This window comes from Xenorhabdus thailandensis (assembly GCF_037996785.1).
GTDB classification, from domain to species: Bacteria; Pseudomonadota; Gammaproteobacteria; order Enterobacterales; family Enterobacteriaceae; genus Xenorhabdus; species Xenorhabdus griffiniae.
Map to the genome: position 1 here is coordinate 574,603 of NZ_JBBMXF010000012.1, position 12,844 is coordinate 587,446.

Below are 12,844 nucleotides of genomic sequence, written 5' to 3' on the forward strand. Positions count from 1 at the left end.
AGGAAATAATGCGACTCTGTGACCGTGACATTATTAAATGGCTAGATGAAGGTAAGCTGGTAATTACCCCTCGTCCTCCTGTTGAACGTATTAATGGGGCAACTGCTGATGTGCGCCTTGGTAATCAGTTTCGTGTTTTTCGTGGTCATACAGCCGCCTATATTGATTTAAGTGGCCCTAAAGCGGAAGTCAATGCGGCACTTGATCGTGTCATGAGCGATGAAATTACTTTGTCGGATGGAGAAGCATTTTTCCTCCATCCCGGTGAATTGGCTTTGGCAGTGACGCTGGAATCTGTCACACTGCCTGACAATTTAGTCGGTTGGTTGGATGGCCGCTCATCTTTGGCACGCCTTGGTTTGATGGTCCATGTTACTGCACATCGCATTGATCCAGGCTGGCACGGGCAAATTGTTCTAGAATTCTATAATTCAGGCAAACTGCCTTTAGCCTTGCGTCCTGGTATGGTAATAGGAGCATTAAGTTTTGAACCACTTTCTGGCTCTGCTGAGCGGCCTTATAACCGACGTCAGGATGCTAAATATAAAAATCAGCAAGGAGCCGTAGGTAGCCGAATCAGTGAGGATTAATTTTTTCTGGTGAGGCTTTCTGGTGAAAAAATGGTCTTCTTGTGAGCATGAGACTGGGGAAGTCATGAAAAGATTGTTGACGACACTCGTTATTTTGTTGGTAGTCATTGTGACTGGTTTAACTGTATTGGTTATGTTGGTTAATCCAAACGATTTTCGTGGCTACATAGTCGAACAAGTGCAAAAGAAGAGTGGTTACCAGCTTGTGTTGCAGGATGACTTGCGCTGGCATGTTTGGCCAAAGTTAAGCATTCTTACCGGTGAGGTCTCTTTGACTGCCAGGAATGCTAAGGTGCCAACTATTGTGGCAGAAAATATGCGCTTGGATGTGGAATTGCTGCCACTGTTGTCTCATCAACTCTCAGTAAAAGAGGTGATGGTGAAAGGGGCTATCTTGCGGTTTACGCCGGATAGCCAGCCGCAAAAGCAGACAGAAGCGCCAATTGCACCGGAAAACGATACTCACTATCCCATCGTCGCGGGAAGTCAGGCTTGGAAACTAGATATTGCCAGAATCAAGGTAGCAGACAGCTTACTGATCTGGCAAACCAATGAGCATTCTCAATTAAATGTCCGTGATCTCAACTTATTGCTGGAACGAAGTGATCAAGATCACGTTAGCCTTAATCTCCGCAGTAAAATCAATAAAAACCAACAAGAGCTGTCATTTGAACTCAATTCGTTGGTAGATATTTCTGATTATCCGCAGCAGTTATCGGCCGATATTCATTCTTTTGAATACCAATTAAAGGGAATTGGGTTACCATCTTCAGGTATCCAAGGAACGGGCAACGCCAAAGTGAAATATCAGGCTGTACCTGAATCAATTTCTTTGCAAGACATGGCATTGACGATGAATGATGGGAATAAGCTTAAGGGGGATATTACTGCTATCTTGCAAGATAAGCCGCAATATTCCATCAACCTAAGTTCGCCAAAGTTCAATCTGGATAACATATTGGGGTGGGATGCTTTACCAAAAAATACGCCACAGGCAAAACATGATTATCGGGTTGAAAATAATTCCTTAAAACCGGTGATTGCAACGTCAGTTTCGGCATTATCTAACTATGACCTTACCTTTTTGCAAGGGATTGATGTTGATATCTCATTCACGGCAGATAAATTTATTTATCAGGGCATGGGTATTGACCATTTTGGCTTGCAAGCTATCAATCACAGTGGCCTGGCGGAAATCACAACATTAAGTGGTAACGTGTTTGGGGGATATTTTGCGCTGCCGACTTCAATTGATGCTACGGTGATTCCGGCAAAACTACACACAAAGCCGCTTTTACAGGGGATTGAGATACAACCTTTGTTAACTGCATTGGCATTGCCATCGATATTCAGTGGTCAGCTTAATGTTGACGGTGATCTTTTGGGAGAAGGTTACGATGAATACGCGATTTCTCATTATTGGCAAGGTGATTTGAATATCGATCTAAAAGACGCGCGTCTGGAAGGATTGAATATTCCCCAGCTTATCCAACAATCTTTTGCACGGGCAACAGATAAAGTCAGCCAACCTACAAATACAGATGATTTCACTGAGGCCAAGAGCATGTCGGTGAAAGCACAATTGGAGAACGGTGAGATTAAAATCAATGAACTTGCAGCGAATTCGGGCATGTTCAATATTAAAGGGCAGGGAAAAGCCAATTTACTGAAACAGAATACCGATGTTTCATTATGGGTTCAATTAACTAATGGATGGGGTACGCAAAACGAGTTTGTACGTCGCTTGGCGCAGTTAAAAATCCCACTGCGGGTTTATGGTGACTGGGATAATCTGCAATATGTGTTGAATGTGGAACCCATGCTGCGTGATGAATTACAGCGGAAGGTCAATAAATCTATCAAAGATTGGCTAGAAAATAACAGCGATAATGAAAATATTAAGGCGCTGGATGATCTGCTGAATAAAAAATAGGTGATCGCCGAAGCGATCACCTGATTTACTAAATTTACTGTTTCTATTAGGGGCTGTGGATGTTTTGTGAGGGGAATTGGAACGGCATGATGATCTGGTATCCTTGTTTTCGCCAAAAAACCGTTACCTTGAGAACATCATGCCAAGAACTATGTTACCAGCTCCTTTGTGGAATAAGCTATTTTTATTCATGCAACAAAATGAGCTTATCTACAATAAAGAGGAACACCGACTGACTTTCGAAGGCATTCTTTACCGGATGAGAACGGGTATTCCATGGCGTGAATTGCCGGATGAATTTGGCAAATGGAACACCGTATTCAGACGTTTTAATGCTTGGTCAAAAAAAGGCATTTTTGATTTATTATTCAAAATGTTGTCTGAAGACACGGATACTGAATGGTTGTTTATTGATGGCAGTATTATCCGTGCACATCAGCATAGTGCGGGCGCCGCCTCAGAGGAGAATGAGGCCATAGGTAAAAGTTGTGGCGGACTCTCAACCAAAATCCATTTAGCCGTAGACAGTTACGGTTTTCCTGTCCATTTTGAGCTTTCCGAGGGACAAACACATGATATCGTTCATGCTGAAAGTCTCCTTGCACAATCTCCAACTTCAGATTTTGTTATTGCGGATAAAGGATACGATAGTGAAGCTTTCAGGGAAATCGTCAAACGAAAAGGCGCGACACCGGTCATTCCCTACCGGAACAATAGCCGAAAATCGGATAAAAAGATTGATAAGGGTTTATATCGTTATCGTCATTTAGTGGAAAATGCGTTTGCCAGAATCAAGCATTTTCGTGCAATCGCAACAAGATACGATAAATTAGCACGGAATTATGCCAGTATGGTGGCACTGGCATTTATCATCGTCTGGCTACCCATGTGGTCAGAATAAATGATGAACACAAAACGTCAACAGACTCTAATACCCTACAACCTGGTAATAAAAGTTTGGAACCCAACCTAATTGAGGGGTAGTGACGGATATGGTTAAGGTATCCTTAGACAAACCATCCCCGTTTGCAGTGCTTCGTTGTGTTTTGACATCAGCCAGGTAACTGGGGCGTTGATTATCAAAATTATCTCCGATTACACTTGCCTGGCATGAGATGATGCCATTTGGCAAAGCAGTGGGCAGTTTGATTTCGTAGAAGTGGGTATAGTAAGTCACTCCACCGATCTCGGCTGCATGAGAATCCCCAATGGGTTCACTACCTATCGCAACCCCATTTATCATGAATATCTCACCCAGTCTGATGATGGTGTGCTCGTCCGTGATTCGACGTGACTCAATGCTTAATCCAATCAGATTGCCCAAGCCTAAATTTCTTACAAAGGCTTGTTTATCAGGAATATCTGCTCCGTTTTTGCTTTTCGCCAGTCGGCTATCAGCGTCAGATTTGGCTGCCACCGCATTGGCATTGGCATCGCTCGCTAATACTTCAACTTTGCTGATGCGAGTATCAACCGCTACTTTGCTATAAGCGCCTACATCAGAAGCAGTAAGTTTTATATCGGATAATAGTGCCTTGCCATTGACAGTACGTGTAAGTGGTACTCGGCTATCTGCATTGTTATTAGCTTTATTTGCCAAACTCTTAACATCTTCAAGGCGGTTTTCTACCTCTACTTTAGTATAGGCGCTCACATCAGAGGCCGTCAGATCAATATCGGATAACAGAGCCTTGCCATTCACCGTGCGAGTCAGTGGGACTTTGTGCTCCGCGGTGTTATGGGCATTATTGGCTATCTCCTTGACTTCATCGATAAGGATGTTGATCTCTGCCTTGTTATAGGCATCTACATTGGCTGCGGTGAGTTCAATGTCTGTTGACAGTTCTTTGCCATTGACTTTACGGGTTGATGGCACTTTGCTGTCAGCAAGTTGAACAGCCAAATTCGCTGCCTGATTGGCGGCATCAGCCCGTTTTTCAATTTTGCCGATACTCTCATCGAGTTCCGCTTTATTGTAAGTTCCAACGTCAGCGGCATTCAGCTCAATATCCGTTAACAGCTCTTTGCCGTTGACCTTACGAGTTGATGGCACTTTGCTATTGGCATCTTTACTCGCTGTCTCCGCTTTGTTATAGGCAGATTCTGCCAGCTTATCAACCTTGCCAACACGATCATCGATTTCTACTTTGTTATAAGTACCGACATCAGCCGCAGTTAGCTCAATATCCGTTAACAGCGCTTTACCATTAACCTTGCGAGTGGATGGGACGCTATTAACAGCTTCCTTAAAAGCTTCATTTGCGAGCTGATAGGCAGTATCTGCCTGTGCCTTAACATCCTTGATCTGGGCATCAGTTTCGCCTTTGTTATAGGCATCAACATCCGCCGCAATCAGTTGAATATCTGTTGATAGCTCTTTGCCATTGATTTTGCGGGATTTTGGGACTTTTTGGTCAAGTTCTTGGATGGCGTTATGGGCGTTATCATTGGCAGTGTTAGCCAATTGTTGGACATTATCAATTTGTGTTTTGACACCGTTGATAAGGTCATCCGTTTCCTTCTTGTTGTACGCATGGACATCGGATGCTGTCAGTTCAATATCCGTTAACAGCGCTTTGCCATTAACTTTGCGAATTGCTGGGACGCTGTTAGCAACCCCACTGAGGGCGTCACTTGCACGTTGATTGGCCGTTTCTGCCAGTCTGTCAACCTTGCTGACACGGTCATCAATCTCTGCTTTGTTGTAAGTATCAACATCTGCGGCAGTCAGGTGAATATCTGCTGAAAGCGCTTTGTCATTAACTTTGCGAGTTAATGGGACACTGTTAGCAACCCCATTAAGGGCGTCACTTGCACGTTGATTGGCTGTTTCTGCCAGCTTATCAACCTTACCGATACGGTCATCAATTTCCACTGTATTGTAAGTACCGACATCCGCTGCACTTAGTTCAATGTCAGTGGTTAGTGCTTTGCCATTAACTTTGCGAATGGATGGGACGCTGTTATTAACACCTTGAAGAGCTTCACTTGCATGTTGATTGGCCGTTTCTGCCAGTTTGTCAACCTTGCCGATGCGGTCATCAATCTCTGCTTTGTTGTAAGTATCAACATCTGCGGCAGTCAGGTGAATATCTGCTGACAGCGCTTTGTCATTAACTTTACGGGTTAAGGGAACCTTGTTCTTAGCCTCTTGAGTCGCGGTATTGGCATTATTATTAGCGTTTTCAGCTAAGTTATTAACATTGTCGATCTGGACTTTGACATCTTTGATGATGGCATCAGTTTCTTCTTTACCATAGGCATCAACATCAACTGCACGTAATTCAATGTCAGATAATAGCTCTTTGCCATTGATTTTGCGGGATTCAGGGACTTTTTTGCCAAGTTCTTGAATAGCGGTATTGGCGTTGTTATTGGCCGTTTCTGTTAGCTTCTCAACATTACTAATACGATCATCGATTTCTACTTTATTATAAGTACCGATATCAGCCGTACTTAATTCAATATCTGTTGTTAACTCTTTGCCATTGATCCTGCGGGATTCAGGGACTTTTTTGCCAAGTTCTTGAGTAGCCGTATTGGCGTTGCTATTAGCCGTGTCAGCTATTTGCTGAACTGTGTTGATTCGATCATCAATTTCTTTTTTATCGTAAGTGTCAACATCATTTGCTGTTAACTGTATATCTGCTATCAACTCTTTGTTGTTGATCTTGCGAACTGTTGGGACTTTTTTGTCCAATTGTTTCAGGGCGTCGTTGGCATTTTCATTAGCTATGTTAGCCGATTTCTCAACGTTTGCGATAAGCCCATTGACTTCCTGTCTGGTGTAAGCGTTCACATCATGTGCGGTAATTTCGATATCGGTTAACAGCTCTTTTCCATTTATCTTACGGGATAATGGAACCTTAGTTTTTGCCAGCTCAAAAGCTTTTTTGGCTGATTGTCTGGCTTCATCAACAAGAGTGTCGGTTTGAATTTTGTCATAAGCGCCGATATCTGTTGTTGTCAGTTCAATATCTTTGGAAAGTTCTTTACCATTAACTTTACGTGTTGATGGTACATATTTATTTGTCGAGAGTACCAAATTAACCGATTCATTGGCTTGATTGGCTAATTCATATGCTGTTTTGACTGCCTTGGGCGTTGCAGCATGAGCTTCACTGTCACTGCTTACTTCATTACTTAACGCAACCAATCCTTTTTTTCCTAAGGTTGCGTTTGGGTGATTACGGCTTTCAGCGTGTTCTTTTATTTTTTCTCTCACATAATTGCGAGATGCAAAACCAGAAAGCAGTTCTTTTATCCACCCTGTCAGGCCATTGTTGCTCACCGTCAGTGCCATACGGATAGCTTGTTCCTGGGATTCTGGTTTGTAGAGTTCGGCACAATTTCCTACCGCAATCAATGTGCCATCTTTATCAAATAGGCCAATTTCACGAACCCACCAATTACCTTCACCTTCAGGAAGTATTTGTTCGGCAATAATTTGGCCGGGTGTTTGGGGATTGACGAGTAAGGCATCAATTTCAGCGCGGTGTTTTTCATTAATCAATCCTGATTGGTTGGCATTGGGTGTGGGTGAACTGCCACCACCGTCACCTACAGCCATATGGGTAATTTCAAGTTTGACACCTGATGAAGCTGCTTTTTCCAGTTTTTCTGTGCCAGCCTGTGTTAATAATGCAAAATATTTTGTACTCATATAAACCCTCACTTTATCAACAATAAATAGATGTATTGCTAACTCAGTCACAAGAGACATTGCGTAAGTCTCTTGGATCCTATGAAGGCGGTGCGACATCTCCGCTAACGATCATCGAACGGGTTTATTGTACTTAGGGTAAGCATGAACAAATATTTTAAAAATTAAATGAAACTGTTAAAACTTATAGGAATAAAAAAAACCGGCCTTATGCCGGTTTTTTCTCAGTAGGTGATATCGTTTTAATATCGTGGATTATATTTCTACCGCTTCTTCAACGGCCAGTGGGGTAATTTTCACTTTATTGATACGATGGCTAGTGATTTCCAGTGCTTCAAACAGATAGTCACTGATCTTCAATTGCTCGCCTTGTTGTGGAATATGTTGCAGATGCTCCATCAACAAACCTGCTAGTGTCTGGTATTCCCGTTTCTCATCCAATGGCAGTGGCACGTAAAGCACTAAATCTTCCAGTGGCATAAATCCATTGGCGATCCAATATCCCTCTTCCATGACTTGAATATCGTGGCGGGCATCGATCTCTCCGCTACCTACAGGAAGATTACCTGTAATGGTTTCCATCACATCGGTGACCGTAACCACCCCTTCGACAGAGCCGAATTCATCGACGACAAAGGCAAAATGAGTTTGTGCCTTACGAAATTGTTCCAACGCCTGTAGTAAGGAAAGAGACTCCGGGAAAATCAACGGTTGCTGGACTAATTGCTTTAAATCGAAAGTATTGTGAGTCAGTTGTTGATTAAGAATATCAATCACATGCACGACGCCAAGTGGTTCGTCACTACTCTGTTCATCTGTAACCACAATTCGCGTATGTGGCTTTTGTTTCAGTAACGTAGTCAATTTTTCTGTAGGGGAATGGACATCAAGATAAACTACATCATGGCGTGACGTCATGATGCTGCTGACGGTACGTTGTGCCATGCTGAGAACGCGGGCAATCATCTGGCGTTCCTGAGGCTCAAAGATTTCTTTGTTATCTTCATGATCTGCAATCAGGTCAGAAGTATGGTGATCCAACGCAGCGTTTTCACGTTTGCCATTTAAAATGTGAAGAACCGCTTCTGCGGTTCTTTCGCGCAGGGAGCGGGAAGCGCTCAAGAACTTGCGGCGATTGAACTGAGCGAATTGGTTCAATGCTTCAATCATGATGGAAAAGCCGATAGCAGCATAGAGATAGCCTTTCGGAATATGATAACCAAAGCCTTCTGCAACCAGGCTAAAGCCAATCATTAGCAAGAAACTAAGACACAAGATCACGATTGTGGGATGTGCATTGACAAATTTTGTCAGTGGCTTGCTGGCCCATATCATTAGGATCATGGCAATGGTGACAGCAGCAATCATGATACCAATGTGGTTAACCATTCCTACGGCGGTGATAACAGAATCCAGAGAGAATACCGCATCTAAGACGATAATTTGCACAACAACCGCCCAGAAGCTGGCCCCTTTGCGTTGTTGATTAGTATGTAGCGTTTTCCCTTCTAACCGTTCATTCAATTCCATGGTCGCTTTGAACAGCAAGAAGATCCCCCCTATCAACATAATTAAATCACGGGCACTGAAATGGTGCTCCCATAAAGTAACCAATGGATTAGTCAGGGAAATGAGCCAGGATAGGCTAAATAGCAGCAATATCCTCATGAGAAGGGCGCAGGAAAGCCCTGTCAGGCGAGCTTTATCTCTCTCTTTTTCAGGTAGTTTATCTGCCAGAATGGCAATGAATATTAAGTTGTCTATTCCGAGAACAATTTCTAAAACGATAAGTGTGGCCAGACCTGCCCATATCGTCGGATCAGCGATCCATTCCATATAATTTGTTTTGCCTTTTAGTGGGACGGCATTTGCCGACTATTCAATAATGCGTATTGAAATGCGAAATATCAATAGGTGATTTATCTTAGTTGGAAATTTTTTCAGCAAAAAAACGTCATGATGATATCGATTGCATCAATAACTATCACCGATGACCATTCCTGAGTTAACATGTGACTTCATTAACAAATTGCCCACTCTGTATCACGTATAGCATCTTGGGTGGGTGGCAGTCATTATTAGACGGGAGTTATTCATGTCCAAACAGCAGATCGGTGTTGTCGGTATGGCGGTAATGGGGCGCAACCTGGCGTTGAATATTGAAAGCCGTGGTTACTCTGTATCTATTTTTAACCGCTCCAGCGATAAAACAGATGAAGTTATTGCTGAAAATCCAGGGAAAAAATTAGTTCCAAGTTATTCCATTGAAGAGTTTGTCGATTCGCTGGAAAAGCCACGTCGTATTCTGTTGATGGTTAAGGCTGGTGAAGCTACGGATAAAACCATTGCATCACTGATGCCGCATTTGGATAAGGGTGACATTCTGATCGATGGTGGCAATACCTATTTTCAGGATACTATTCGCCGTAACCGTGAGTTGTCTGCTCAGGGTATTAATTTCATCGGTACGGGGGTTTCTGGTGGTGAAGAGGGTGCATTGAAAGGCCCTTCAATTATGCCCGGTGGTCAGAAAGAAGCTTATGAGTTAGTCGCTCCAATTTTGAAAGAGATCGCCGCTCAAGTGGATGGCGAGCCTTGTGTGACTTATATTGGCGCTGATGGTGCAGGTCATTATGTGAAGATGGTTCACAATGGTATTGAATATGGTGATATGCAGCTGATTGCAGAAGCCTATTCTCTGTTGAAAAGCGCATTGAACCTGAGCAACCAGGCATTGGCTGAAGTGTTCAATGATTGGAACCAAGGTGAACTAAGCAGCTACTTGATCGAAATTACTGCTGATATTTTCCGTAAGCAAGATAAAGACGGGAAATATCTGGTTGACGTGATCCTGGATGAAGCAGCCAACAAAGGCACTGGTAAATGGACCAGCCAAAGTTCGCTGGATCTGGGCATTCCAGTAACACTTATCACGGAATCTGTCTTTGCACGCTACATCTCTTCCCTGAAAGATCAGCGCGTAGCTGCCTCTAAGGTTCTGTCAGGCCCGGAAATTCAGTCGTTCAACGGAGATAAGGCTGAATTTATCGAGAAAGTCCGCCGTGCCCTGTATTTGGGTAAGATTGTTTCTTACGCGCAAGGATTCCAGCAGTTGAAAGCGGCATCGGATGAGTACAACTGGGATCTGAACTATGGCGAAATTGCCAAGATCTTCCGTGCGGGTTGTATTATTCGAGCGCAATTCCTGCAAAAAATCACCGATGCATACAATGAAAACCCAGCTATCGCTAACTTGCTTTTAGCACCTTATTTCAAACAAATCGCAGATGAATATCAGCAAGCTCTGCGTGATGTTGTTTCTTACGGTGTGCACAATGGTATCCCAACGCCAACATTCTCGGCAGCAATTTCTTATTATGATAGCTATCGTTCTGCTGTCTTGCCGGCTAACTTGATTCAGGCACAGCGCGATTATTTTGGTGCGCACACTTACAAACGTACTGATAAAGAAGGTGTTTTCCACACTGAATGGTTGGACTAATCGTTAAATATCTTTATAAGAAATAAAGTTTTCTTATAAAGCAAGGTGCTGAATTTTCAGCACCTTTTTTCTGGAATGACGTGAAGTAAAATTAAAGTTCAATCTGGAGGTTGCCACTTAAGCAATCGTTGGGCAAATCTCTCCAACCAGTGTGCTATCTCTGCATCGTGGAAATAAAGAAATACGGCAAGGCAGAGGATAGTCAGGCTGAGTATTACCAGAACAAAAATATTATTCATATAATAATCACCCATTTTATCTGGTTAAATTATAGCAAAATTTAAGTTGTCTTTAATTTATTGGGCATTTTCTTAAAGCTGGCTTTAATCGGTTATTTTCCGAAAAGCAACTAACTCCGGCATAGCGATGCGAAAGTAATCTTTTGTATTCAAAACAATCGAACGTTCCAGACTAGCTGCATTAAATGCCAATTCCTCATAGCGTTCGAATAAAAGCGGATCAGCAACCAATTTCAGGTCTGGGTGAAAACTAAATGGGGGGATGGCGCCAAAAACACAACGAGTCAATTCAGTAACTTCTTTTGGACTTGCCAGAGATGCCCGGCTCCCGCCAACTTGTTTAGCAAGAGTAGCAAGGTCGGCCTGTTGGTCAGCAGGCAAGACTGCAAGGACATACTGTCGGTAACCCTTTCCTTTCACATGGCAAACCAGGGCCTTAGCGCCTTGTCCTAACTGGGTTCCTCGTATTTTTGCTACTTCTTCTGAGCGGCCGCCAGTAGCGTGTTCCATAACACGATAGCGGGCATGGTTAGTGTCTAATAGGGTGGTGAGGCGTGTAAAGATGTCATTTTTTAGCAAAATATTCTCCTACATAAGTTCAAAGTAAATGATACCTATTTTTTTCATGCTTGCTTCGGCACTTATTGATTTTGATCAAAATGACCAAAATAGATAAGTGTCACATTGTAATTCCATTTTTTTACATTCAGGTCTGGAATATTTCAGTAAAACCTAAGGAGTTTCAAATGGCAGCATCAACTTTCTTTATCCCTCCAGTGAATAAAATCGGTATGGGATGCATGGCCGAAGCCGTCGAATTAATAAAAAATTATGGCTACAGGCAGGCTTTGATTGTCACTGACCGCGTGTTAAACGAGATTGGTGTTGTTGGAAAAGTTCAGGCTTTGCTGGCAGATGTTGGAATAAAAAGTGCAATTTATGATGGAACCAATCCAAATCCAACTACGATTAATGTTGGAGAAGGTTTGGCAATTCTGCGTCAGCATAACTGTGATTGTGTGATCTCTTTGGGGGGTGGTTCACCGCATGACTGTGCAAAAGGTATTGCATTGGTGGCAGTGAATGGCGGGGATATTCGTGATTATGAAGGCGTCAATCGTTCAGCTAAACCACAGTTACCTTTGATTGCCATCAATACTACCGCAGGGACAGCTTCTGAAATGACACGCTTTTGTATCATTACAGATGTTGAACGTCATATCAAAATGGCAATTGTGGATAAAAATGTAACGCCTATTTTGTCAGTCAATGATTCTGCATTGATGGCAGGGATGCCAAAAGGATTGACTGCCGCAACGGGGATGGATGCCTTGACTCATGCTATTGAGGCTTATGTTTCTACGGCGGCAAATCCTATTACAGATGCTTGCGCATTGAAAGCGGTGACAATGATTAGCAATTATTTGCGTCGCGCTGTTGAAGATGGCAATGACATGGAAGCGCGTGAAAATATGGCTTATGCCCAGTTTTTGGCTGGCATGGCGTTCAATAATGCCTCTTTGGGATATGTCCACGCCATGGCACATCAGTTAGGTGGGTTTTATGATTTGCCTCACGGTGTCTGTAATGCGGTTTTATTGCCACATGTACAGAGATTCAATGCAAAAGTTTCTGCTGCACGCCTGAAAGAGATTGCGGCGGCTATGGGGGTTGAAGTTAGTGCTTTAAACGATACGCAAGGTGCTGAAGCTTGTATCCATGCAATCAGTGAATTGGCAAAAGATGTGAATATTCCGTCTGGTTTGGCTGAGTTGAACGTAAAAGAGGAAGATCTGCCAACGTTAGCGACCAATGCGTTGAAAGATGCCTGTGGATTTACTAACCCGATTCAAGCATCGCATGAAGAAATCGTTGCTATCTTTAAGGCAGCAATGTGATTCACTGAATGTTCTGGTC

At 43.0% G+C, this 12,844-nt stretch carries 9 protein-coding genes; 5 read left to right on the plus strand and 4 right to left on the minus strand.

Annotated elements, in window-relative coordinates; genetic code table 11:
- Positions 1-8 precede the first annotated feature (8 nt).
- The 3 genes from dcd (at position 9) to AAC853_RS12890 (ending at position 3,424) form a co-directional block, all read left to right on the plus strand.
- A complete protein-coding gene (dcd, locus tag AAC853_RS12880) occupies positions 9-590 on the plus strand; it encodes a dCTP deaminase (protein WP_338882793.1) in 582 nt (193 codons plus the stop codon).
- Positions 591-654: 64 nt separating this feature from the next.
- Positions 655-2,523: an outer membrane assembly protein AsmA gene (asmA, locus tag AAC853_RS12885; protein WP_340614785.1), complete on the plus strand. Its 1,869-nt coding sequence runs from the start codon at positions 655-657 to the stop codon at positions 2,521-2,523.
- 139 nt (positions 2,524-2,662) lie between these two features.
- Positions 2,663-3,424 (plus strand): IS5 family transposase, encoded by a 762-nt coding sequence (locus AAC853_RS12890; RefSeq protein WP_340613431.1) that lies wholly within the window; start codon positions 2,663-2,665, stop codon positions 3,422-3,424.
- 27 nt (positions 3,425-3,451) lie between these two features.
- Here the strand turns inward: AAC853_RS12890 and AAC853_RS12895 are convergent, their stop codons facing one another.
- Entirely contained in the window at positions 3,452-7,186 is a 3,735-nt protein-coding gene (locus tag AAC853_RS12895; RefSeq protein ID WP_338882791.1) for a phage tail protein, read from the minus strand.
- A gap of 255 nt (positions 7,187-7,441) precedes the next feature.
- A complete protein-coding gene (locus tag AAC853_RS12900; RefSeq protein ID WP_338882789.1) occupies positions 7,442-9,022 on the minus strand; it encodes a TerC family protein in 1,581 nt (526 codons plus the stop codon).
- A 259-nt stretch (positions 9,023-9,281) separates the two neighbouring features.
- Between AAC853_RS12900 and gndA the strand changes: the two genes are divergently transcribed.
- Complete coding sequence (gene gndA / locus AAC853_RS12905; protein WP_338882788.1) at positions 9,282-10,688, plus strand: NADP-dependent phosphogluconate dehydrogenase; 1,407 nt, start codon at positions 9,282-9,284, stop codon at positions 10,686-10,688.
- A gap of 98 nt (positions 10,689-10,786) precedes the next feature.
- On the opposite strand, the gene AAC853_RS12910 is transcribed toward gndA, so the two are convergent.
- Complete coding sequence (locus tag AAC853_RS12910) at positions 10,787-10,927, minus strand: hypothetical protein (protein ID WP_338882786.1); 141 nt, start codon at positions 10,925-10,927, stop codon at positions 10,787-10,789.
- An 84-nt stretch (positions 10,928-11,011) separates the two neighbouring features.
- Positions 11,012-11,506 carry a YbaK/prolyl-tRNA synthetase associated domain-containing protein gene (locus AAC853_RS12915; protein WP_340614786.1) on the minus strand — a complete coding sequence of 165 codons (495 nt, stop codon included), beginning with the start codon at positions 11,504-11,506 and terminating at the stop codon, positions 11,012-11,014.
- 167 nt (positions 11,507-11,673) lie between these two features.
- Here AAC853_RS12915 and yiaY point away from each other — a divergent pair, with 167 nt between their 5' ends.
- Positions 11,674-12,825: an L-threonine dehydrogenase gene (yiaY, locus tag AAC853_RS12920; RefSeq protein WP_340614787.1), complete on the plus strand. Its 1,152-nt coding sequence runs from the start codon at positions 11,674-11,676 to the stop codon at positions 12,823-12,825.
- Positions 12,826-12,844 lie beyond the last annotated feature (19 nt).

Coding starts and splice junctions, on each gene's coding strand:
- dcd (WP_338882793.1), top strand. CDS start 9: ATGCGACTCTGTGACCGTGACATTATTAAATGGCTAGATGAAGGTAAG.
- asmA (WP_340614785.1), top strand. CDS start 655: ATGAAAAGATTGTTGACGACACTCGTTATTTTGTTGGTAGTCATTGTG.
- AAC853_RS12890 (WP_340613431.1), top strand. CDS start 2,663: ATGCCAAGAACTATGTTACCAGCTCCTTTGTGGAATAAGCTATTTTTA.
- AAC853_RS12895 (WP_338882791.1), bottom strand. CDS start 7,186: ATGAGTACAAAATATTTTGCATTATTAACACAGGCTGGCACAGAAAAA.
- AAC853_RS12900 (WP_338882789.1), bottom strand. CDS start 9,022: ATGGAATGGATCGCTGATCCGACGATATGGGCAGGTCTGGCCACACTT.
- gndA (WP_338882788.1), top strand. CDS start 9,282: ATGTCCAAACAGCAGATCGGTGTTGTCGGTATGGCGGTAATGGGGCGC.
- AAC853_RS12910 (WP_338882786.1), bottom strand. CDS start 10,927: ATGAATAATATTTTTGTTCTGGTAATACTCAGCCTGACTATCCTCTGC.
- yiaY (WP_340614787.1), top strand. CDS start 11,674: ATGGCAGCATCAACTTTCTTTATCCCTCCAGTGAATAAAATCGGTATG.